Genomic DNA, 24444 nt, shown 5'->3' on the forward strand with positions numbered 1-24444 from the left:
ATAAATATGGATAATTATTACTTTGATCGACTGCACACCTAACACGATTTTATAATTTCTATGTCTAGTAATAAGACTAATGCTATATAGAAGGCCAAGCGCAAAAAGAAACTATACTCATATATGAATGAAACAAACCCGCTAAGCCGGTCGCATAGCAGGTAAATATATTTCTCACTTGTTCATTTTAATTCTATCTTGTTAGGCCAACAATACATCCCCCGATTGTATTTCAGTTTTAGATACCATCCGCATAGCTTCCATTACTTGCTGTAAACGCTCAAGAGTTGCACCGTAGTATTCATTTCGCTCATCTCTTGACACTTGCGATGGGGATACCCCTAGTCTTGCTGCTAATTCTTGCTGACTCAAACCAGTGTATATACGATATGCAATAAGAGTTTTTCCTAATTGGTGTAAATTGATCATCGTATCAAATTCACCTCTCTTGATTCGTTCATAATAAGCCACTTCTTCTTTCAGCTGCTCGTGAAAGGAAATAGATGGCTGCAGTGCTTTTTCTACTTGCTCCTTGGTGAGCCCCATTTCCTGTAACGTTTTTTTCTGCTTTTCAATAAAAACTTTATCCTCTTTTAACTTTTCCAATGCTTTTCGATAAGCAGGTTCCGTCTTAATCATTGCTCATCTCACCTCTATCTACTCAATTTAATGATTCCTTTGGGTAAGAAGGTATCTCTAGATTTTCTGAAAGCTGCAGGGAATTGTTGATCATGGCCATATTCATCTTTAATCCCTGACAGTTGACCAAAATGGGGGTACAACTCTACCCGATAACGATGCCACATCGGTAATTGCTTTTTTGTATAGCCGCGATAAGGCTTACGACTGCTACTGTCCCAAGTCCAAACTTTATAAGGATCTAATGCATTTAGTTTACGTTCTAGCTCTCCAGTCGCTAGTTCCATTACATCACATTCAAAGTAACCATCAATATCATTTGGATGAGCTTTCGCTTCAACAAAGGAGCCGTCAATATAAATCTGATGAATACCGACATCCCATAACTGTTGTACAAGCGCTTCTAGCTGGTCAATTAAAAATAAACGCCATGTTACATCCCATGGCTCACCATCTCCTGGTCCTCTTACTAATAACGATTCTCTTAATTCATTAAGTGTTAATTCATAGTCATGTGGTGGCAAAAACCCATTTTCATTGAAATACATGATTATGTTCTCCTCACTATTATAGTAACTTAACTTAACATTTATGACAACTTAACTTAATTGTTATTTAATTACTGATAATTGTTTAGGACTTCTACTGTTGCTAGATAACACCTATCTCCTTAAAACAAAAAGACCTCCTCCACCGACTCACAATACAACCTCTTCTGCTCTTCCGCTGCACCAGCGTGATATTTCAATACACTATTCGTATCCAAATAAGCAGGCGCAGCTTTGTTGTATTTATAGAAATGATAACTGCTCCATGGGTAGTGTTCGGGACGTTTGATCATATGTGCTCTTATTGGATTAAGGTGAATATAGCGGCTGACCTCCAGCATCCCTTCTTTGGTTTCAATAATTTTGTCGTAGTACCGTTTTTCAAACACATGGCCGGTAAGACGGTAGCGGGTGTTGTAGTAGTTGGCATAGCGTTTATTAATTAAGCTCATCACTTTAGAAATGGACTGCTCTTTGGAGCGTAATTGGAGGTGGTAGTGGTTGGTCATTAAACAATATGAGGCAAGCTCAAATGGGATCTTTTCGTAGAGTTGATCGAGGATATGAAAGAAAGCTTGAAAGTCAGTGTGACATCTAAAAAGAGGATTGCCGCGGTTGCCTCTTGTCACAATATGATAGAAACGAGACGGGATCCAAATCCGCTTCGCCCTCGCCATTACAGCTCTCTAGCCGAAAGCTTGGAGGATGACTGATTAAGCCTTCGAAGCGACATGGCTTCCCATAGTGCTTCATCAGTAATCAATTCACTCTCTGCTAAATCTGAAATCGTACGTGCTAAGCGGATAATCTTAATCTGCACACGGTTGCTCCACTGCTGCTTTGATGACACCTGCGCCACCATCTGCCGCTGCGACGTCGTAAGCGGACTGCATTCACTGATCACATCAAACGGCACTTTCGCATTACTCACTCCCGCCCCGTAACGCTCATACTGCCGCTCCCTTGCCCGCTCAACCTGCACACGCAGCTCTTCAGACGATAAAGTCCCCTCTTCTTCCCTGTCTAGGTTCACTGGAATTAAATGAAGCAAGATATCAACCCGGTCCAACACCGGACCAGACACCCTGGCTCGATAGCTTTGTACCTGCTTATCCGTGCACGAACAATACTTCACATTCGAGCCAAGATAGCCGTACGGACACGGATTCATCGCGCCGATTAACTGAAACGCAGCAGGATAAGTCACCGTCGAATGCACGCGGCTGATCGTCACGCGCCCAGACTCCATCGGCTGCCGCAGCATATCCAAGGTCTTCTTCTGAAATTCAGCCATTTCATCCAGAAACAACACCCCGCCATGAGCAAGAGACACTTCTCCAGGCTTAGGGTTTGAGCCGCCGCCTATTAACGCGACACTTGATGCCGAATGATGAGGATTACGATACGGGGCCGCTAACGGTAACGACACACTCTCGCCTGCTAATTGATACAAGCTCATCACTTCAAGCTGTTTATCTTTGGTCAACGTCGGTAAAATCGATGAAAACGCCTCAGCCAGCATACTCTTCCCGCAGCCAGGAGGGCCGCTCATCAACACATTATGCTCCCCGCTAGCCGCAACCAAAAGCGCCCGCTTAGCCCGCTCATGTCCAATAATATGCCGGAAATCCATCTGCCCGCTCTCCCGTACACCTCAGTTGACGTCATCATCTCCACCGGAATAGGAGTAAGCGAAGGCTTCCCCTCTAAATGATTCAACACATCCTGCAAATGACGAACGACAACAAGCTCCATCGAATCCTGAAACGCCTGATAAGGAATGAGCGGATCAACCGGAAGAAACACACGCTTCAAACCCAATGACTTAGCCGAGATCAAAGCAGGAAGCAGCCCGCTCACCGTCCTCACCGAACCATCCAGCGACAATGCGCCAATAAAAGCAGTCCCCTCATCCACGACACCCTTCACTTGGCCTTTCTCCTTTAATACCGCCACAGCCATCGCCAAATCAAACAACGGACCATTCTTTTTCTGCTCAGCCGGAGACAAATTCACGACAATTTTCTCGTCAGTCACATCACAATCAAACGAATGCAACGCAGACAACACCCGCTCCTTCGACTCCTTCACAGACGCATCCGGCAAACCGACAATGACCATCGACTCGGTCCCGCTAGAAATATGCACCTCAACCTGAACCACATACCCACTAAGCCCCTTCAACCCAATACTAGAAACAATCGCCGTCAAAAGAAAACCCCCCTATTCAGTTTTAATAATGGAAGTGAAATAAAAGAAATAAGAAATGAGATAAATGAAGATAAAGAGGAAATACGAAGATAAGACTGGAGAACTACATACCTGTAACATTCAACAAAAAGTGAGAAAGTCCTCTATAAAAATCGACAGTTATTTGAACCTAAACTAAAAAAGCCTACTAAACCAATGCTCAGCAGGCAAATTGTAAAAATCCATTGGCCAAAGTTGGTGGTGACAGCAACCGAACCTCTGGTGTTGCTTAATCAATATCATCCGTCATATCAAAAAATTTCATCTGAACTTGAAACCCTTCAAAACTCTTGACCATCTCGCCTACTTCTTCCCACGTGTAAGGTTGACCATCTATCACAATCATTGGGGCAGCTTGTGAGTTCTCATCATGATCTACCAATCCAACAAATTCATCATTAATGATGGAAATATATGCTTGTCCATTAGGGAATTGTCCAGCCTTAATAAATTGTTTAGAAACCCCACTCTTCACTTTCTCTCTAAGCTTCTCTAACAACTCTGTTTGATCACAATCTAACTCACCATGCACCGCAAACTGATAACCATAATCTCTATCCTCAGAAGCTTCTAGGAATATCCCATTTGGGTAAAGACGCTGTTGAAGAATAAAATTCCTTCTCGATCCATTAAAGTCATACAAAGAAATTGCAGCCGGTATTGTCTTTAGCTCAACCCCCACTTCTTCAGACATCATTTCATTAAAACAACTCCCACATAACCTCTCCTGCTCATCATTGGTAAGTATGATGGTTGCTTCATTTCCCTGACAACGATCACAAGTATTCATTTATATCACCTACGCTTTGATTTACTAACTTACGTTTAATTATGTCATAACCTTCTTAAATGTAAATGATTAGCGGCGGGGGGATGTACACCTAGCAAGCACACCTATGAATTAACGCACTAAAGTGAGAAGGCAAAAAAAACTAACCTGCTAAGCTAACACTCAGCAGACTGATTCCTCTATTCGACAAAATTCAAATGGTGACTGGTACCTTAGCTAATAATTCTCAGAAGTCATGAGACAAACTCTCTTATACATAACCTTTCTAAAAAGAAAGGGGAATTTACAATCATGACAAAAGACTTAAAGGTAATGTATTTACAGTTAAATAATATTCAGACCTTCTATTATGATAAGGTCTCAAAGGATACCGCAAATCAACGGCTTTCATTAATTAACCATGCCGATTATTTACGTTATAGTTTAGTTGTTGAGCACGTCGGGTTTCAGCATTATGTGTTAATTGAAGGTTATAATGAGTTCTCTGCATTGAAAGCACTGGACCGTTCTATAAAAGTGTTTTGTAATGTTATCGCACCTACCGATGAAAAAACTCAATTGTTACGTATTCTGAGAAAAGTTATACCTTTCGAAAGAGCGTCTTGGAGATTTAATCATTATCATATCAAGATCCTCCAAGAAAAATATCAAATGACTAGTCAGGACATTAGTAGAGAAATTTGGCAAAAGAGAAGGAAAGTAGAAGAATATATTTATAGGAAAGACATCCCAATGAACATCATTGCACTCGCTGAAAAGAATAATGCTTCAATGACTTTGGTTAATGATATCGCCAAGTCGCAAACGATTCTTCCAGCAGCTAAAGAGGTGCTTTTTAACTTAGCTGTATTACCTAAAGACCATGCTTTCCGTTTAAAAACTAGATCTTTTGAACATGTGAAATTACTATTTGGAAAGCTATCTAACTATGAAAATATATTCTCAGACTCCAAGTTAGTTAGATCTCTAACTTATCATGCTTTAAATTCCGATAATCATTTACTCTCATCGTGGCAACAGATTTTAGATGCCAACAATCATCTTCTTAAAAAACCTAATAGCATTGTTCAACCTCCACAGGATAATAATTATGATTATGGATAGACATAAGTAGACTTCCTTATATATCTATATACTAAAATTATACAAAGTTCTAGGCACTTACACGGCTCGAACTGCCTCAGCAAGTGCATAGAGCTTTTTATCTACTCTACTTCAACTGTCCTATCAAAAACTTAAATCGAGTGATGACTTAAAAACCCGAACCTCTTTGCATGGGCAGACTGGGGCAATCCGGTACATTTGAACTAACGCACTACAGTGAATTAATCATTAAAACCCGCCTGCTTAGCTAACACGCAGCAGGCTGATTCCTCTATCTATTCAACAAACTTCGGGTGGTGACAGGCACAGAATTAGGCAGACGCTAAATCCCCCTCAACCTAAACAAAAGCTCTGTACGGCTGCTTGTATCGAACTTACGATAAAGGTTCTGCAAGTGCTTCTTAACTGTATTCTCACTAATATACAGCTGCTTTGCGATTTCGTTGTTTCTCAACCCTTGGACGAGCAAGTCTACTATTTCTCTTTCTCGTTCCGTTAACAAGGAAGGTTCGCTTCTATTCGCGGTTAATAACCGCTGCATATTGAAAGCACTTTACTTCTGATTTTCATTAGCTTCTCATTTATTAGATGCGATTGAAACAAACGCAACCGTCTCAAGACAAGTTGGTCAATTCTTTACGAATTATGATGTCTTCCTAACACCAACCATCGTGACGCTTCCTGCGAAGATCGGTTTATTAAATGCAAACAACCCAACAATCGATGCAAAACAATGGACCGAACAGATTTTTACGTACGCACCATTTACTAATCTTTTCAATGCAACCGGTCAGCCATCCATCTCACTGCCACTAAAAACAAGCCAAAGCGGGCTGCCAATCGGTATGCAGTTTACCGGACGATTTGCGGATGAAACGACTTTACTACAGTTAGCAGCTCAGCTTGAAGAAGCATTACCATGGAATGATAGAAAGCCTGAGAAAAGCTAACTGCATAGACAACGCTTGTATTGAAAGCTTCTTCTCCTTTCTAAAATCTGAACGAAAGCAGCTAAAATCAGCCAAAGACATAGAGACAGCTAAGACGATTATTCATGATTTTATCTATTACTATAATCACAAACGTGTTCAAGGGGTTTTAAATTACAGCACTCCTGCCCGTTACAAGGTAAGCGTCAAATAATACACACATTCCAATAGCCCTGGTCCCATGCGATACTTTAATCAATAATGATGAAAGGGTGTCGCTATGAAGCGTAAAGAAAAACACGATTTGTGGAAAAAACGCATGGAGGCATACGAAGACAGCGGGGAGACGATACAGGAATGGGTATCTAAACAAGATGACATTACAGAATATCAATTCCACTATTGGCGAAAGAAGATCAAGGCAGAAGTAAACTCAGATTCAAGTGATGAGGTAAGCCAGATTTGGACATCTTTTGATGTGCCTACCTTCCCCACCACATCCATTGAAGTGAGAATAGATGACCTGTCTGTCTATATTCCTGAAAATGTGAGTGAAGAACATTTATCTCGTGTACTACGCGTGCTGAGAAACGGATGATCAATCAACGCTCCATTGATAAAGTCTACCTTGCAAAAGGAAATACAGACTTACGAAAATCTATTGATGGCCTCGCGGCTATCGTACAAGAAAGTTTTCAATTAGATCCATTTTCCCCGTGTTTATTTGTTTTCTGTAATAGACAACGAGATAAGATCAAAATCCTTCACTGGGAACATAATGGATTTTGGCTCTATTATCGCCGTTTAGAAAAAGGTACGTTCCCTTGGCCAGAAGATTCATCTTCTTCTCCGCAAATGATTAGCCATCGTCAGTTCCGTTGGTTACTTGACGGCCTTTCTATTGATCAAAAATCAGCACATCCAAAAGTTACTGCACAACGTGTCATTTAACGAATAAATCATAAGCAAATGGATGAGAGGTGATGTATAATTAAGCTATGAAAACAACAGAAACCACCTCTCAACCTACAACTAAAGATTTAGAAAAACGTGTCTCATCACTTGAGGAACAAAACGCGGAGCTGACGGCAAAAATTAAATGGTATGAAGAACAATTCCGTCTTAGTAAGCAACGCCAATTTGGTACTTCAAGTGAGAAGACAAATGCTGATCAGTTAGAATTGCCTCTTTTTAATGAGGTAGAAATTACGGCTGATCCATCCATTGAAGAACCTACGGTTGAAACGATTACGTATCAACGTAAAAAGACCAAAGGGCAACGTGATATCAAACTTGAGAACCTTCCGAAGGAAGTCATTGAGTATCGATTACCTGTGGAAGATCAGGTTTGTTCGTGCTGCAATGGAAATCTACACGAAATGTCGACAGAGGTACGTCGTGAATTAAAAGTCATCCCAGCGGAAGTGAAGGTCATTGAACATGTACAACATGTTTATGCGTGTCGCCGTTGTGAACGTGAAAGTACGGAGACTCCTATTGTTAAAGCTTCTATGCCGAAACCTGTTTTTCCAAAGATTCTTGCTTCGCCATCTGCGATGGCCTACATCATGAATCAAAAATATGTAGAAGGGCTTCCATTGTATCGACAAGAACAACAATTCGCTCGTCTAGATGTCTCTTTATCACGCCAAACATTAGCTAATTGGGTTCTTTATGGTGCTAATACATGGTTAAACCTCATCTATGATCGAATGTATCAATATCTAATGAATCTTGATATTGCTCATGCTGATGAAACGACGCTGCAAGTGCTACGAGAGCCAAATCGTCCATCAACAGCTACCTCATACTTATGGCTTTATCGTTCAGGACAGGAAGGCCATCCGATTGTATTATTTGATTACCAGCAAACACGAGCAAGTAAACATCCTAGAAAGTTTTTATCTCCTTTCCAAGGATACTTACATGTAGATGGATATGCTGGATACAATGGAATTTCAAACGTAAAGTTAGTTGGATGCTGGGCACACGCTCGTCGAAAATTTGATGAAGCTTTAAAAGCTTTGCCTAAAGAAGAACAGTCGAAAGATGTCTTAGCAAAGGAAGGCTTAAAATTTTGTAACCAACTCTTTGCGATCGAACGAGAAATAAAAGATTTATCGTTCCCTGAACGTCATCAAATACGTCTAGAAAAAAGTCGACCACTTCTTGGCGCTTTTTCAGCATGGCTTCGTACGCAAACGCCAAAAGTGTTACCAAAGAGTGCACTCGGACAAGCAATTAAATACTGTCGCAATCAATGGGATAAGTTAGAGGTTTTCTTAGAGGACGGTAGACTAGAGATTGATAATAATAGAAGTGAACGATCTATTAAACCATTCGTAATTGGAAGAAAGAACTGGATTTTTGCCAACACTCCGAAAGGAGCAAAGGCAAGTGCTGTAACGTATAGTATTGTAGAAACGGCCAAAGAAAATGGCCTCAACCCTTATCAATACTTAATGCACTTGTTTGAAGAGCTTCCCAATATAGATGTGAATAATGAAAACGCCATTGATCAATTGCTTCCTTGGTCAAACAGTCTTCCGGCTCACTGTCGTATTCAACTTGATAAGTAGATTATAAGTTAGTCCCCATCACATTAATAGGTGGGGACTATTTGACGCTTACGTTACAAGACGGCGAGTTAAAAAAAGGGGCAAAAACGCCACATTTTCTCCTTCTTAGCCTAATTACCACTCGTCAGGGCATTGATTGGCTGTCAAGTGGCCTCCTTGACTGGCAATCAGTGCTCTGAGACACTAGGATACGCTAAGAAAAAAAGAAGAACCAAAGCCCACTGGCTCTAGTTCTTTGAGGTAAATCCGAATATATAGTGTCTACTTTAGAGATCGCAACGCACAGGCACCGAAACCTTCCAGAAAATAAGTAAGGTATGTTAAACTATCGTTTTTATATTTCCTACCCTTTTTACCTCTACGATAGTCGTGGAAGGGTTGCTCGCCTTTATTTCTTTCATACCAGTGGGCAAAATCCTTATCTGGATTACGGCCATGACCCAAAATTAGATTCCTTTTTTGCTCTCTTCTATCACCGTGAATATACAGGATATGATCTATAGGTACACCATATACCGTTTCAAGAAACTCTGTATAATTGAAATTTATATATAAAGCATCACGGTTAAGTAGCTTATCGCATGCTTCATTCTTTCCCTCTTGAGGTTGCAATGTTTTAATCCACTGTTTAAAACGGAGAGGTAAACTTTCAGTCAGATCAGTGACAACTTGTGTCCCCATTTCAATAGCTGCAAAATAATCTGCATAAGAAAAATCATCATCCTCTTCATCAAATGTGATCATATGTGTGTCAAGCATCGTATCTACTGATTCCATGACCATCTCACGAGAAAGAAACGCCAGATTGTTTTCAAAATCTCCCCAGAAATCCTCGCATTCAAAATAACAGTCCATTTGGAAGCTTAATGACTTGTCACGTCGCTTGAGATATTCTCGGAATGCAGAATAACTAGATTTAACACCATGGAGTAAGTCAAAACCATTTCCTATTATATATAAGGTCGTTGGTTGTTGAGTCATATGGTATTCTTCTCCCTCAGTACAATATATAAATCCTTTTGCAAAAAATTTGAGTTTTACAGCCTGATCACAACATTAAATGATACTGTATCTTTCTTCGCTAATTTCATTTTGGTCCATAATGTAATCACCTTCTAAAATACTACCTCCCCACTATGATAACAGTTCCTATAGGAATTTAAACTCACTCGGAATCTTAAAGGCATTTATGGCCAGATCCATACCCTTATACTCAAATATTTGATTCAAGCCTGGTATATTACTACTACCTATCGATGTTCCAGGTGGAACTACAATACTCTCATTCATATCACTGTATACATAGCATTCATTATTGATCTTTTGTCCAGCTATTTGGAAAGCTGGTGTTTCTGTTGTAATACTCCCCAATGGCTGTACCATCTTTAACGCACCTTTTCCAATAGGCCAGGGTACAATTGCTGATGGATTAATAATCATTTGAAATGCTGTATTAATTTTAACTGATTCACCGTTCTCATCACCAACAATATGAGTTTGAATACCAATAACCGCAGAGGTATTTGTGAATCGCCCCTTATTAAACTCTTTTTCAATTTTTCCCTTTGCCATTTTAACACTAAGATAATGAGGCAACCGTATCACAGTTAAATTTAGTTTCTTATTATCGCTTACCTTCTTAAACCCCTTGTTTGCCTTGTCTATCTGAGAATGTAGTCTTTTTAACTCATGTTCAGTATTTATCGGTGATGATAATACAAAGGAATAACTAGGGTATTTTCGTGAAAAAGAAAAGGCATTGGACGGCAATGGTGATTTCGAAAATATCCCCATCATTTCCCTATTCTCAGACTGAACCATATAAGGCTGAAATAAAGATTTACCGATCATACTCTTATATTGGTGATATTGTAAAAATGGTGTTGTTGATGAACCATTCGATTTTACTCTTTCTATAACACAATTAACACCGTGTACACCAAGTTTTTTGTATGCTGCAAAAAATTTATCTCTTTCTTGTTCAGCATACGTAATAATTTTACTATATTCATTCGACGGTTGGCATACCTTACATGAAACTTGAATAGAAATATCATCTGGGGTTTTTACATCTAGATCATACCCAGCTGCTGAGGCAGGTAGTAGTTCAACCTTGTTCCCTCCCATTGAAAACAGTAACGCAGTAAGTAGTTCAAATAAATATCCTACTTGATTACCCCTTTGTTCTCCTAAAAATTCCTTTCTTTTATCAAGAAATGCTTTCTTATCAGTACCATGTTTACGAAGCTCAAGAATAGAACTCCCAATTAAAAATAGCTCTACATCCGATGACCAATCTGATGATTGAAATAATTTTTGAATAGGATGTTTTTTCTTTTTATCCTTTAACCATTTGCCTTTTAACCACCATTGACAAGCTCCTATTGCTTTTATAACTTCGTCTTGTGGGACATCTAAAGAAATACCTCTTTTAGTTTGTAGTTGTAATAAACCCAATCCTATATCCTCCTAGCCAGGCGTTTATCATCAAAGCATTTTCACAAAACGCTCCTTCACTATTTTTGATTTACTCTTTTAAAAGTAAACAAAATCCCTTTTCCCTAAAACCGAATAGCGTACTTGTTCATTAAGTCCTTAACTATACTCTCATCCAACATATGATCTTTTGGGCATACTTCACTTGGAGGAATGCTACTTAATGCCTCTTCTCTATCCATTCCAGCATAATTAATAATTTCTTCAGATACTTCTTTTTTTATAAGCAGCTCTTCACTACCGTGTATCACATCCCAAGTTCCCATGAACAACATATCAAATCCTCTTCCATAGGAATCAAAAAATAATAAGTCTGAATCACCATCAGGATAACTTTTGCTTGGGAAGGTTTCAATCACTTTTTCTATAATCTCTAGCGACCATATGCCATCCCATACTTCATTGGCAGAACTTAAGGAACAGAATTCTCTCCATAAATTTTCACCTAGTAGTCCGATAAAACGAACCATCATTCGAGCGACAGTTTGTTTATGAATGACCCGATCTTCTGTAGTCAGTGTTTGGTTATATTCATCGGTATTTTTCACTAATTTATCCATTGCAAACCTTAAACTAAGCTTTTTTGCTAATCGAAGTGACGTGTTGTCTAAGTGACATAGGGCATGTGATAATGGATTGTGGCTAAAGTATGTAAGATTACCTAACACTACTTCTTCAAAGGCTGATTTTATACTTTTGACATACGTCGATGGTTTGACTTCAATATCGTCTTTTAGAAGTGATAGGAGTATGTAACAACATTGCACTCTAAAGATAGCATGAGGTCTTGAACGATAATTCATTAACAAATGATCAATTAAATGTTCCCTTTCCTTCTGACTTCCATTCTTTACTCGTCTTAGGAATTCCTTAGATGGGGTTAAATAAGCATACGTAGGAATATCCATTCTGACAAAAAGTAGCTTTAAGTCCAACTTCTCTAGTTCTTTTCTTTCTTTTTCCTCTTCCTTACGCCATGTTGATATACGCAATTGACGGACATTTTCTCTTACTAGTGGATATGACTCATCTACTAATCTATTTACATCATTCTTAAAGGCTGCTAATTTGTTCTCATCAATCTCAACCGCAAACGTATCTTTTACAGTATGTAGGATCCGCTTTCTCTGATAATCGAGCATACTATCAGCAGATAATATACCTTTTAATTCTGCAAAGGAGTCAAAACAATCTTCTTGTCTACATATAAAAATTGCATCATCCCAACTATCTACATGATAGGCATCGTAAACTCTTATCTCCCACCCATTGCATAACACTATAAAAGGAGCTTTTACTTCCGGATGAATCGCATATAAATGCGCTTGTAGTAAATCACCATAACCCATTTCTTTCGCCTTGCCTGGTTTAGCTTCAATAATCCAAAATGATTTAAGCCGTAAAGACGGAATATAATCGATAGAAACATTTTTGCGTCCTATTCTGTGAAATGGTTTAGACAACCTCAAGCTTTTTTCTCGAATAATATCATTGACAGTTCCTTTACTGTAACCTAAAATTTTAAGAAGTGGGGCAATAAACTCCTCTCTAACATCAGATTCATTCCATTCCTCAAAATTCAGATTAATCCAGTTTGTAAGAAATAGTTCATCTAACTTATTAAGTTTCATCATTTTTCCCCCTTTTACATTCTCATATTGTAAATACCGTGATACTATATTACTAAATCTATTATTGAACGAATAGGTTGTATGGCATCTGATTGGACGGCTAGAAATCCTTATCTTGGAAGTGGTCATGAAGAAGTATGTACTTATTGCGGCTGTAGTTTAAGGTTCAAGTGGAATTGCAAGATGGCCAAAATGAATCGGAAGAATATTATTGTCCTGATTGCAATAAGGAGTCTCGAATGAGAGCTTGTATTACGCCAAGAGTTACGAAAATTAACGATAGAACAGATGGAAAAACCATAAAATATAAAAATGAATAGTTTATAGACAACCATATCCAACTAAAGGATATGGTTGTCTATCGGTGCTGTCACATTTGACTGTCTGATTAAGTTGGCTCTTTGCTTTTATAAGACATACAAGGAGCATTACATAATTCCATTAGTCAAAGTAACTTATTTCTTCTTATAATACTCAACATACCAATCAGCAAATTGCTGCAAACCTTCTTCAATCGATGTTTTCGGTTTAAACCCTACAGCCTCTTGCAATAAATCAGTTGAAGCATACGTAGCAGGAACATCTCCTGGTTTTATTGGTTCATACACCTTTTCAAACTGCACTTCTCTTCCTAAAGCTTTAGTTAAAGTCCTCTCCAACGTATTAATAAACGTCATCAGCTTTTCCGGATTGTTGTTACCGATGTTAAACACCTTGTGAGGAACGGCATCTACCGGTGGTTTACCAATAAGTCTCTCTATTCCTTCGACTATATCATCGATATACGTGAAATCACGATAGAGATCATGATCAAAATCACCATTATTAAAAATCTTGATTGGTTCGCCAGCAAAATATTTATCTGTAAAACCAAAGTAAGCCATATCTGGTCTTCCCATAGGACCATATACCGTAAAGAAGCGAAGACCTGTCGCTGGGATTTTATATAAATGGCTATACGTATGAGCCATTAATTCGTTAGATTTCTTCGTAGATGCATAAAGTGATACAGGAGTATCTACAAAGTCTGTTTCTTCAAATGGTACCTTTTTATTAGCCCCATACACAGAACTTGATGATGCATATATAAGATGTTCAACCGGATGGTATCTGCACGCTTCCAGGATGTTATAAAAACCAATAATATTACTTTGGATATATACATCCGGATTTTCTATTGAATACCTAACCCCAGCTTGAGCAGCTAAGTTTACTACAATATTAGGTTTGTACTCTTCAAAGACACTATCAATCATAGGCTTGTCCGAGATATCACCCTTAATAAAAGTAAACTTATCAAATGGTTGAAGTTGCTCTAGACGTGCGTGTTTAAGTTTCACATCGTAGTAATCATTTACATTATCAACACCTACTACTACGCAGCCTTGTTCTAATAGTTTCTTAGACATATAATAACCAATGAAACCAGCAGCTCCAGTAATAAGATAAACTTTACTAGAATCTAACGGCTTGTAGCTCAAGATTTCTCGACTCCTTTACAACTTCTCTCTCTACAGCTTTTCTACCAATAGAGCGATACTCAACTCCTGCTTCCTGCATCTCTTCAATACGATAAATATTTCTTCCATCATATACTAACGGAGTTCTCATTAATTCCTTGTACTTACCAGGTGTGACTGCTTTTACTTCGCCCCATTCCGTAAAGATAAAGCAGACATTTGCATCTTTTAGTGCTTCCTCAACATCACTTACATACGTCATACTGCCTTTTCCATGCTGACCTTCTGGATGTACTTTCGTAAAGTTATCTGCACCAACAGGGTCATACGCATAGATGTCTGCACCTTGCTCTAGTAATAAAGGTACATTCTCAAGGGAGGCAGCCTCACGTAAATCATCTGTTCCCGGCTTAAAGGTTAACCCTAGTACAGCTACCTTTAAACCATTAAACGTAATAAGTCTCTTACTCGCCTTTTTATATAACATTGTCTTTTGATCAGTGTTTACATCAATAGCAGCTTTCACCGTCCGTAACTCATACCCATGCTGCTTTGCAATATATTCTAACGCTTTAGTATCCTTAGGGAAGCATGAACCACCATAACCGATTCCTGCGTTTAAAAATTTATTACCAATACGTGCATCATAACTCATACCTTTTGCAACGTCTTGTACATCCGCCCCTACTAATTCACATAGGTTAGCGATGTCATTCATATAAGAAATTTTTAGAGCAAGGAAATCGTTTGATGCATACTTGATCATCTCTGCAGATCTTCTATTCACCGAAACAATAGGCAAATTAAAAGGCTCATAGAGTTTCATTAGTAACTCTTCAGCCCATTTACTTTCTGTTCCAATAATAATTCTTTCTGCATGAAGTGTATCGTGTACAGCAGAACCTTGTGCTAAAAATTCAGGGTTTGATGCCACTTCAACTTTTACATCATTAACTAAAAAGTCTTGAATAAACTGTTCTACTTTATCATTCGTCCCTACTGGAACGGTAGATTTAACAACGACTAAGCAATCGTTTTCGACCGATTCAGCAATTTGTCTTGCTACAGTTGCAATATATGAAAGATTAGCAGATCCATCTGGTTGTTCTGGAGTTCCTACTCCTATAAAGATTGCATCCGCGTCTCTGTATGCTGATTTATAATCAGTTGTATAATCGATTCGTCCAGCAGCGTAGTTTTTCTGCATTAACTCTTCCAAACCTGTTTCATAGATTGGAGAAACACCTGATTTCATTACATTCACTTTACTTTCATCTATATCTACACAGGTAACTTGATGACCAACTTCAGCAAAGCATACACCTGCGACAAGGCCAACATATCCAGTACCTGCTACCGCTATTTTGTACACAATTTTTACCCCCTTCTATCAGTTTATTGATAGAATTAAAGTCCTGTGGATTCTCCAGAGTTATACCAAGCAGAGATTAATCCAACAATTAACCAAAATTCTTTAATAATAAAAATATCGTTAGATAAAGCCATAATTAACAATGAAAAGAATGCATAAAAAACGGGTGATACCGGGGTTAGTTTCATCAAATTAAACGTTCTTTTAAACATATTTAAAAATAGAATAAGGAATAGAATAAAACCTATAATTCCTGTTTCAAACAAAAATCTTAAATAGCCATTGTGTACATGATTATAAATATTAAACTCATTATAGTTTATAAATTGATTCCCACCTACACCTATTAGAAAGAATAATGCACTACTCGAGAACAAGTTGAAGCCATCTTCCCAAATTGTATATCGCCCTGCCCCTGTACCATAAATAGCATTATCAATTCGAACCATAGTTTGCTCAAAGATTTGCACTAACACTTGAGATTCTTGTGCATCAATAAATATAATTATCACCATTAGAACTATTCCGCTTAAGATGGATCTAATGTTCAAGAATTCTTTGTAATTTATCATAAAAAATACAAGTAATAATACAATCGCAGCGACTAAGGCTCCTCTAGAAAACGTTAAGAAAATCCCAACGAAAAGTACAAATAGTGATAAATATAAAAAGATAAGTCTACTAAGTCTGCTCTTTGAAAATACCCCATAAGAATATAAACTGAGTAGAAATCCTAATCCAACTAGTAATGATACCGAATAGTAATTAGGATTACCATAAAAGCCTACACTTCTTACAGTAGCTCCAACATGTACTAAAAAGACATGTATTCCAGTTGATAGATATAGGATATGAGCCAAACTTGTTAGTAAAGAGATAACTATAACTATTTTGGTGTACATTTCCATAAAGTAGAATATTTTGTATTTACTAGATAAAAGGAATACTACTACAAGGTAAATTAATATTCCTATAAGAAAATATATAATATAAGTCAGCCACGAAGAGATATCACGAATGTAAAATCCAGTTAAAAAAACACATAAAATATAGACAAAAGTCCAAGAAATCACAAATGTCATATTTTTAGGAAATGCCCCTTTAGATTTACTTATTAACATTAGTGAGAGAACAAAAATCAATATTAATTCGGAAGTATAATTAGGAAGTACACCCCGAAAAACGATTGAAGATATAAGTGTAATAGCAATGACCTTAGTCAAATTATCTACTGGTTTATTTAAGTTCATTTATCCTAAACCTCTTATTATATTATTATCCATCAAGTGTGTCTAAGAATTGAAATAATAATTTTTTATTTTTCTCTGCTCCATTAACAATTTCAGTCGGACGTTTATATATATTAGGTAAATTAAATAAACATTTTTGAATTAATTCTTGAGCTTCTCCTTTTCTAATACTATTCAATGGCATACACCTATCTAGTGCGTCGATTTGTTTATAAAATCGAGGCGTTTTTCCATGTGCATAGAATGATACTGCTACTTTACCAAGTGCAGTTGCAGTTATCCCAACATGCAATTTAGTAGTAACTACATAATCAATTAACCCTAATATAGCCGAAAAATACCAATGGTTATTGTAAGATATTAAGAGAGTTTGTTCTGGTAATTCATTTTTAATATCGTGTGCAACTTGAGGATGGGGACCCAACCCGTCTCTTAAGAGAACTAACCCAACATCTCTATTTTTTTTTGCGAAATTGATAATTTCATCTTTAAGGAGTTCCGTCTTCTCTGGATAAGGATTTGCACCCAAATGTATACCCAATTTAATTGGTCTATCCAGGTCATCTAAATCTTTAGTAGCTTTATCAATATCATTATTAGCAATAAAATCCATACTTAACTGCATAACCATGTCGCTGGTTTGTATCACTTTACTTTCATCTAAGCCATAATCTATTAAGTAATTTTTTGATTCTTCATCTCTTACAGCTAATAAACTGGCATTTGAACATATGTTTGTAAATGCTTTTCTAGTTATTGGGTTACTTAATGGCCCAACTCCTACTCCTATTATAGCATAAGGTTTTTTTCTATATTTCAAGATATTCCCCGGCGGTGTATGTCTAATAGCTGCTCTTAGACCCCATAGATATTTCTTTGAAGGTGGTTCACCTAGATAACCTCCTCCGCCATATATTAATGCATCTGATTTTAATAAAGAATTTACCCCTTCACCATCGGCACCTATTGTGTTCGTGACATCATTTTTGGCAAACGGAAGATATACTTTATTTTGAGTATTATGTTCTTTTATCCACTTATTCATCATATCGAGCATTAACATATCACCAAAATTATGGAAATAATATGACCCATGTAATGCAATTTTTTTACCATTCATTTTTTCTCACCATTTTCATGTTTTTGTAGTAATCTAAGACACGCTTGAAAATCCATTTACCTTCTTTACCAAGAAATAAATTTGGGAATAGTCCTATAGATAATAATAATAGTACAATGACTAGGAACATCGATGTTGGGATTACAACGAAGAAAGAAAGCCCTAGAATATAAAAAAAATGCTTCATAATTAACGATGCACTCATCACAATAAATACCAAGAAAATGGAAGGTGTATGTGCCTTAAAAAAACTTAACCAACTTCCATTAATTAAAGAGATACTTAAATGTGTCATTAAAAGAAAATTAATTGCTATAGCTATTGTGATCCCTAGAGCTACACCGTTTAACCCCCAAAAGTGCCCCAAGTAACTTCCCAAAAAAACTGCACAGGCATAAATAGATTGTCTCCAAGCCCTTTTATATACTGCTCCCGTAGCTCTTGCAACTGATTCACTTATTTTATAACTAGACCTAAACAGCATACCTAAAGCTAAGAATTGAAAAGGAACTACTATATTAATCCATTCATTTCCAAATAAAAACAATACTAACTCTTCAGCAAAGATTATTAAATATATACTAAACGGTAGTACAACAATACTTATTATTGCGGTCCCTCTTAAAAAGATTAAATTTAGTTTTAATTTATCATCTTGAATTTTTGCCATTGCAGGGAATAATACTTTATCCAAAACTTGGCCAAATAAGTTAGCAGGCATGACCATTAATTGATATGCTCTTCCGTAATAACCTAGGGCTGCCGCCCCTAATAAACGACCTATAATTATATTATCTCCTTGTAATGCAAGATGATTAAATACCCTTGCCAATGTAAAACCACCACTAAAATATAATAACTCATTTAACGCCTTTTTCGAAAAACTAATTCTCTTAGTATGTCCTTGTTTTAAAAGTATACTAATTGTTTGGATAAAGACCTGAGCCATATAACCCAAGGTCAGTGCCCATATTCCACCACCAAGTAAAGCTATAAATATTGATACCAAACCATAACCGAATACATATGAATTAACTTGTATTTTAGCCAATGACTTAAAATCTAAATGCCTTTCTAGCAACGCTTGTCCTACTACCGCAAAGCTCTGTATTATAAATGTAAAGGATAAAATCTTTATTATGCTACTTAAACTTTCCATTTGAAAAAACTGAGCAATAAAGTCAGAAGTAATCCAAACTAGTAAAGTCATGAATATCCCCAAAGTCAATGAAAGAGTAAAACCTACACTTAAATGTTGATCGTTTAATTTAGGATTTTGTACTATTGCAGGCCCGATACCTAATGAGGAAAAAATCATTGAGAAACTAATTATAATCATAGCGGCTGATACCACTCCAAAATCTTCTGGAGTCAACAATCTAGCTAAAACTATAAGTACAGTGAATTTAGATATTAATTGAAATATAGTCCCAGAAAAAGACCAGAATAGTCCTTTTAATGTTTTATTAGTTAATTGATTATTTATTGTACTTTTCTCTACATTCATAGTTCCCCCGAATTATCTCCATCTGGCTTTGATTATTTATTATAATTATTTTGAAGCTCTAAATATTTTTGATGTGTTATTTGAGCAATGGTGTCCCAGTCGTAATTTGTTGCTAAACTTAAAGCATTTTTACTTTTCAATTTTAGCTTTTCTCTCTCTTCTAACATCTTTATGAAAGCATCTTTTATACTTTCAACATTGTCATCTGCAACCCACCCCGCATCTTGCGCTAAAACCTCTTTAGACATGTTAGTGCCCTTTGTAACAAGACTAGGTAGACCATAAGATAATGCTTCGATAAGCCCCATTGGGTGTCCTTCAAACCTAGATGTCATAATAAAAAGATCAGAATTGGTTAGCACTTGTTGCTTTTCTGCATCAAAAACACCTTCATTTAAAGAGATTATATCTCCTAAATCAAATGATTCAATTAAATCATATAATCTACTTTTAGCTCCATCCATGTCCGGTCCATATAAATCAATCGTAACTCGATTTGATAGCAATAAAGGCTTTATTTGGTTACATGCTTCCAGCAGTAAGTCTAATCCTTTTTGATAAATATCAGTTCTACCGATATACACGGCTTTAATACCGTTTTGAGGCAGAACGTAATTATACTCTTGAGGGATTTCAATTCCATTTGGGATAATAAAGTAATTTTTGTTCCACTTTTCTCCCGAATCCAAATACTCCTGGTCGGTTAAATAATGAATTGCCTTTGCTTTATTTACAAACCTCTTAAAGAAAACTAAATTTGCAAAGAACTTTTTTAACCTTTTATTTTTCTGGGCTTGTTTTGGAAGCGCTCCTCTAGTAACAATTATATAAGGTATAGTTTTATACCATGCCTCGAAAATAATCTTACAAAAGGGAAAACAATATAGACCTTGAAATATTATTAAATCTGGTTTATTAAATGGAGTAGGCAATGAATCTAATGATATTTTTTGAAAATCATTTGTACTATGATATTTAGTTAACATATTCCACTCTGGGTTTTCTGTATTGTTAATATTAAACCAAAAAACGTTATCAATCTTTGATTGAGCTCTTATTTGTCTGGGTACACTTTGATTCGGTCCTGTCCACTTATTACCTTTTAAATTTGAAACATACAATATGTTCAATTTCTAATCCTCCAACATTGCTTAAACTTTTAATTATTTAATATATCTGCAATCCTCTTACTAGCAAAACCATCCCCATAAGGGTTACTTGCCTGACTCATATTTTCATATTCTTCTTTTTCTTCTAGTAAAGTTTTAAAAGTTTTGTAAATAACGTCTTCATCCGTTCCTACTAATTTCAAGGTACCCGCCGCTACACCCTCAGGACGCTCGGTTGTATCACGCATAACTAATATAGGCTTACCTAGACTTGGTGCTTCCTCTTGAATTCCTCCACTATCGGTCAAGATTAAATGAGATCTCGAGAGGAAGTTATGAAAATCCAAGACTTCCAGAGGCTCAATAATTCTTACCCTCTCACAATTACCTAAAATTTCGTTAGCTGCGTCTCTAACTACTGGATTCATATGAATTGGATATATAGCCTTAATATCTGATTGCTCATCTACAATTCTTTTAATCGCTCTGAACATATTTCTCATTGGTTCGCCAAGATTTTCTCTTCTATGTGCTGTTATCATAATTAATCTGCTATCAGCTGCCCAATCAAGATGTTCATGAGTATAATCATCTCTGACTGTTGTCTTTAAAGCATCAATAGCAGTATTTCCAGTCACATAAATGGTAGAAGGATCTTTTCCTTCTTTTACTAAGTTTTCTTTAGATACATCTGTTGGTGCAAAGTTATATTTTGCTACTATCCCAACGGCTTGTCTATTAAATTCTTCTGGATAGGGTGAGGAAATATTATAAGTTCTTAATCCAGCCTCCACATGGCCAACAGGGATCTGTAAGTAGAAACAAGCTAAAGTTGTTACAAACGTTGTAGAAGTATCCCCATGAACTAATACTACATCTGGCTTAAATTCTTCTAATACGCTTTTCATTTTTTCTAAGATATTTATAGTAACGTCAAATAATGTCTGATTAGCTTTCATGATCGATAGATCAATGTCTGGAACAACCTTAAAAGCATCCAATACCTGATCCAACATTTCTCTATGCTGGCCTGTAACACAAACAATTGTTTCCAAGTTTTCTCGTGTTTTTAACTCTTTTACCAATGGACACATCTTAATTGCTTCCGGTCTAGTTCCAAAAACCACCATTATTTTTTTACCCAATTTACACACCATCTTTGCATTATAATTTATAGGAACCCTCGAATATACAAATATTCTTAGTATCAAGAACTAGCTTATCTTTTATAAGATCCATGTTATTCCTTATATGCTCATGTCCGACCATAACTACAAGGATTTTTATCTCATTCAGGAAGTCTTCAAAGTTCATAAATTGATGATCTACAATTCTTTCCTTAACAAATGGATCAAAAACTTTAACTCCAAAAGCTAAATGTTCATCCATTCTTTCTAATAATTGAAGTGTTGGACTCTCTCTTGTATCATCAACATTCTCTTTATAAGCTAATCCATATAGGCCAACTTTGGATATATCTTTAATACCATGTTCTCTCATAATATCTCTAATACGCCCTAAGACATGCCTTGGCATAGAATCATTTATCTTACGTGCGGTTAAAATCAAGTTTGTTAAGTCTGGATAATCACCAACTAAAAACCACGGATCTACTGATATACAGTGTCCTCCAACCCCTGGACCTGGTTGTAATATATTCACTCGTGGATGCATATTAGCAATTCTAATAATCTCATATACATCCATATTATCAGTACGACAAATTTTCGCTAACTCATTGGCAAATGCAATATTGATATCTCTATATGTGTTCTCGACAACTTTAGACATTTCTGCAGACCTAATATCAGTTACAATAATTTCTGCTTTACAGAAATTCTCATATAACCCTTTAACTTTTTCACCTAATTCAAGGTTATCTGCACCTATGGTTCTTGAATTGTGTTCAAGTTCATAGATCATATTTCCTGGAATAATTCTCTCAGGAGCATGCATTAAATGTATATTATCCCCAATCACATAACCTCTCTTTTCTATTTCAGGTCTAATATATTTATCAACTGTACCTGGAGAAATGGTCGATTCTATTATTATTACTGCACCATTTTCGCATACGTCAAGAACACTATTTACTGCTGAAATAACGTACTTAGGATCAAGTTTCTTGCTCTCTTTAATATAGGGTGTAGGAACTGCAAGGATATAAGTGTGCGTCTTCTGATACTCTGTTGTGAATTCGATTCCATTAGAAAGAGCTTCGTGAAACAGGTCTACTAACCCAACTTCCTCAAATGTTAGTTTTCCATTAGATAAGGAATCTACAAGTTCAGTGTTATAATCAGTACCAACTACCTTAACCCCACTTTTCGCAAACATTAACGCTGTAGGTAGACCGATATAACCTAATCCAATTATGTTAATCATAGCTTTTACCCCTTACTTTACTTTTTTTATTACATCAATCAATTTCCCGGTTAGCAATTTGAAATCAAAGTCCTTAACGCCTTTTTTAGCGTTTTTTGATATTGCATTGTACTGTTCTTCTGAAAAATTTCTAATTTCTATTATTGCATTGGCCAACTCTTCAGGTGTACTTTTTTCAAGTTCAATTCCACATTGATATTTATCTAGTATCGAATAACCCATCTTCACTGTGGAAATAATCGGCTTTCCTGATGCCATATACTCAAACAATTTATTTGAACTATTTCCTCTAGTCCAGTTATACTGCGTCTGTGAATAATTAAGGATATTAACCGATGATTTACTTAGTATATACGGAATTAAACGTTTATTCACAAATCCTTTTAACTTCACATTAGTCAGGTTTTCCTCAACAACTCTTTTTTCTAGCATTTCCTTTTGATTACCATCACCATATATTAAAAACTGGATATCTTCTTTGTCTTTTAATAATGATGCGGCATCAAGAAGATTACCTACGTTATTTACTGGCCTTATAGCTCCGACATATACTACGTTAAACTTTGCTGAGCTTAAATCTTCGTCATCTACTTTATTATTAGAAGCTAGTAATTCAAAGCTTTCTATGTCAACGCCATTATTTATATAGTGACATTTATCCAGATTGATTTCTCCACCTTGTTCTATATCCCATTTCTTTTCTTTAATATAGTCAGTATCACCCTCTTTAGTAAAAATTAGGGCATCTGCTTTTTTATAAATCCATTGTTCACCAGCCGTAAGTCCTCTCCCTAAGAGACTGTTTTCTTTTGCTTTATTAAATGAAAATATAGCTTCTGGCCAAAGGTCACGAATCTCACAAATGCAAGGAACACCAAGCTTTTTAGCTACCTGTATTCCTGCAACCATTGTTAAAGGATGAACACTAGAAGCAAGGATCACATCTGGTTTTCCATTTAACCTTGCGTACTCTTTCGCTACTGAAAATAAATTAAAATAAAAAAAACTCATATTTTTTACTCTATCAATCCCATTCCCTAGTGCGGTGGAAGTCTTTACAAATACAAAAGGAATGTCATCAACAATATCCGTAGAATATTTCTTTTTTCCTGTATCAATACTTTCTAACTTGTTGTGAAATGTATTGGCACAAAACACGGTAACGTTATACCCTTGTTTAATTAAGTTTTCCGCAAACCAATAATGACGTCCGCCTCGATTTTTGTACATATCCGTAGCATAATGATTCCATATCCATATATTTTTTTTCATTCT

Annotated in this window: 25 protein-coding genes; 6 read left to right on the forward strand and 19 right to left on the reverse strand. The window is 36.5% G+C overall.

The genetic code is table 11. From position 1 onward, the window contains the following. Positions 1-201: 201 nt before the first annotated feature. The 6 genes from BPOF4_RS17755 to BPOF4_RS17775 all read right to left on the reverse strand — a co-directional run bounded on the left by BPOF4_RS17755 (position 202) and on the right by BPOF4_RS17775 (position 4227). Entirely contained in the window at positions 202-639 is a 438-nt protein-coding gene (locus BPOF4_RS17755; RefSeq protein WP_012960622.1) for a helix-turn-helix domain-containing protein, read from the reverse strand. A gap of 14 nt (positions 640-653) precedes the next feature. After that, a complete protein-coding gene (locus BPOF4_RS17760; RefSeq protein WP_012960623.1) occupies positions 654-1187 on the reverse strand; it encodes a DUF6932 family protein in 534 nt (177 codons plus the stop codon). A 122-nt stretch (positions 1188-1309) separates the two neighbouring features. Then, on the reverse strand, positions 1310-1864 hold the full coding sequence (locus tag BPOF4_RS17765) for a transposase (RefSeq protein WP_012960624.1): 555 nt from the start codon (positions 1862-1864) through the stop codon (positions 1310-1312). Continuing rightward, entirely contained in the window at positions 1864-2820 is a 957-nt protein-coding gene (locus tag BPOF4_RS22975) for a YifB family Mg chelatase-like AAA ATPase (protein WP_420796440.1), read from the reverse strand. The genes BPOF4_RS17765 and BPOF4_RS22975 overlap by 1 nt, the downstream gene beginning before the upstream one ends. After that, positions 2739-3398 carry a magnesium chelatase domain-containing protein gene (locus BPOF4_RS22980; protein WP_420796441.1) on the reverse strand — a complete coding sequence of 220 codons (660 nt, stop codon included), beginning with the start codon at positions 3396-3398 and terminating at the stop codon, positions 2739-2741. Before BPOF4_RS22980 ends, BPOF4_RS22975 begins: the two co-directional genes overlap by 82 nt. A gap of 268 nt (positions 3399-3666) precedes the next feature. After that, positions 3667-4227, reverse strand: a complete 561-nt coding sequence (locus tag BPOF4_RS17775) for a DUF7686 domain-containing protein (RefSeq protein WP_041822519.1) — start codon at positions 4225-4227, stop codon at positions 3667-3669. 291 nt (positions 4228-4518) lie between these two features. Here BPOF4_RS17775 and BPOF4_RS17780 point away from each other — a divergent pair, with 291 nt between their 5' ends. Continuing rightward, positions 4519-5331 carry a hypothetical protein gene (locus tag BPOF4_RS17780; protein WP_012960626.1) on the forward strand — a complete coding sequence of 271 codons (813 nt, stop codon included), beginning with the start codon at positions 4519-4521 and terminating at the stop codon, positions 5329-5331. A 322-nt stretch (positions 5332-5653) separates the two neighbouring features. Here BPOF4_RS17780 and BPOF4_RS21760 read toward each other — a convergent pair whose 3' ends face one another. Continuing rightward, positions 5654-5872, reverse strand: a complete 219-nt coding sequence (locus tag BPOF4_RS21760) for a response regulator transcription factor (RefSeq protein ID WP_081457700.1) — start codon at positions 5870-5872, stop codon at positions 5654-5656. 52 nt (positions 5873-5924) lie between these two features. On the opposite strand from BPOF4_RS21760, the gene BPOF4_RS17785 reads away from it, so the two are divergent. From BPOF4_RS17785 to tnpC, 5 genes are all read left to right on the forward strand, one after another. Continuing rightward, positions 5925-6281: an amidase family protein gene (locus BPOF4_RS17785; protein ID WP_081457701.1), complete on the forward strand. Its 357-nt coding sequence runs from the start codon at positions 5925-5927 to the stop codon at positions 6279-6281. Beyond that, entirely contained in the window at positions 6256-6474 is a 219-nt protein-coding gene (locus BPOF4_RS22985) for an IS3 family transposase (RefSeq protein WP_012960628.1), read from the forward strand. Before BPOF4_RS17785 ends, BPOF4_RS22985 begins: the two co-directional genes overlap by 26 nt. 66 nt (positions 6475-6540) lie before the next feature. After that, a complete protein-coding gene (tnpA, locus tag BPOF4_RS17790) occupies positions 6541-6858 on the forward strand; it encodes an IS66 family insertion sequence element accessory protein TnpA (protein ID WP_012960629.1) in 318 nt (105 codons plus the stop codon). Next, entirely contained in the window at positions 6855-7211 is a 357-nt protein-coding gene (gene tnpB / locus BPOF4_RS17795) for an IS66 family insertion sequence element accessory protein TnpB (protein WP_012960630.1), read from the forward strand. The genes tnpA and tnpB overlap by 4 nt, the downstream gene beginning before the upstream one ends. A 47-nt stretch (positions 7212-7258) precedes the next feature. After that, complete coding sequence (gene tnpC / locus BPOF4_RS17800) at positions 7259-8839, forward strand: IS66 family transposase (RefSeq protein WP_012960631.1); 1581 nt, start codon at positions 7259-7261, stop codon at positions 8837-8839. 261 nt (positions 8840-9100) lie between these two features. On the opposite strand, the gene BPOF4_RS17805 is transcribed toward tnpC, so the two are convergent. The 12 genes from BPOF4_RS17805 to BPOF4_RS17860 form a co-directional block, all read right to left on the reverse strand. Continuing rightward, positions 9101-9820 (reverse strand): bacteriophage abortive infection AbiH family protein, encoded by a 720-nt coding sequence (locus BPOF4_RS17805; protein WP_012960633.1) that lies wholly within the window; start codon positions 9818-9820, stop codon positions 9101-9103. Between the two features lie 168 nt (positions 9821-9988). After that, positions 9989-11296, reverse strand: a complete 1308-nt coding sequence (locus tag BPOF4_RS17810) for a hypothetical protein (protein ID WP_012960634.1) — start codon at positions 11294-11296, stop codon at positions 9989-9991. A 104-nt stretch (positions 11297-11400) separates the two neighbouring features. Then, positions 11401-12969 (reverse strand): type I restriction enzyme HsdR N-terminal domain-containing protein, encoded by a 1569-nt coding sequence (locus tag BPOF4_RS21340; protein WP_158305585.1) that lies wholly within the window; start codon positions 12967-12969, stop codon positions 11401-11403. 452 nt (positions 12970-13421) lie between these two features. After that, positions 13422-14447: an SDR family NAD(P)-dependent oxidoreductase gene (locus BPOF4_RS17820; RefSeq protein ID WP_012960636.1), complete on the reverse strand. Its 1026-nt coding sequence runs from the start codon at positions 14445-14447 to the stop codon at positions 13422-13424. Then, positions 14422-15798 carry a UDP-glucose dehydrogenase family protein gene (locus tag BPOF4_RS17825; RefSeq protein ID WP_012960637.1) on the reverse strand — a complete coding sequence of 459 codons (1377 nt, stop codon included), beginning with the start codon at positions 15796-15798 and terminating at the stop codon, positions 14422-14424. Before BPOF4_RS17825 ends, BPOF4_RS17820 begins: the two co-directional genes overlap by 26 nt. 35 nt (positions 15799-15833) lie before the next feature. Continuing rightward, on the reverse strand, positions 15834-17048 hold the full coding sequence (locus tag BPOF4_RS17830) for an O-antigen ligase family protein (RefSeq protein WP_012960638.1): 1215 nt from the start codon (positions 17046-17048) through the stop codon (positions 15834-15836). A 25-nt stretch (positions 17049-17073) separates the two neighbouring features. Next, a complete protein-coding gene (locus BPOF4_RS17835; protein ID WP_012960639.1) occupies positions 17074-18168 on the reverse strand; it encodes a polysaccharide pyruvyl transferase family protein in 1095 nt (364 codons plus the stop codon). Then, entirely contained in the window at positions 18158-19675 is a 1518-nt protein-coding gene (locus tag BPOF4_RS17840; RefSeq protein WP_012960640.1) for a lipopolysaccharide biosynthesis protein, read from the reverse strand. The genes BPOF4_RS17835 and BPOF4_RS17840 overlap by 11 nt, the downstream gene beginning before the upstream one ends. Positions 19676-19707: 32 nt before the next feature. Further along, positions 19708-20805 carry a glycosyltransferase gene (locus BPOF4_RS17845; RefSeq protein WP_012960641.1) on the reverse strand — a complete coding sequence of 366 codons (1098 nt, stop codon included), beginning with the start codon at positions 20803-20805 and terminating at the stop codon, positions 19708-19710. A 29-nt stretch (positions 20806-20834) separates the two neighbouring features. Continuing rightward, positions 20835-21914, reverse strand: coding sequence for a non-hydrolyzing UDP-N-acetylglucosamine 2-epimerase (gene wecB / locus BPOF4_RS17850; RefSeq protein WP_081457723.1), 1080 nt, complete (start codon positions 21912-21914; stop codon positions 20835-20837). A 34-nt stretch (positions 21915-21948) separates the two neighbouring features. Then, positions 21949-23169 carry a nucleotide sugar dehydrogenase gene (locus tag BPOF4_RS17855; RefSeq protein ID WP_012960643.1) on the reverse strand — a complete coding sequence of 407 codons (1221 nt, stop codon included), beginning with the start codon at positions 23167-23169 and terminating at the stop codon, positions 21949-21951. 12 nt (positions 23170-23181) lie between these two features. Then, positions 23182-24441, reverse strand: coding sequence for a glycosyltransferase family 4 protein (locus BPOF4_RS17860; RefSeq protein ID WP_012960644.1), 1260 nt, complete (start codon positions 24439-24441; stop codon positions 23182-23184). Positions 24442-24444 lie beyond the last annotated feature (3 nt).

It is taken from the genome of Alkalihalophilus pseudofirmus OF4 (genome assembly GCF_000005825.2).
Taxonomy (GTDB): Bacteria; Bacillota; Bacilli; order Bacillales; family Bacillaceae_D; genus Alkalihalophilus; species Alkalihalophilus pseudofirmus.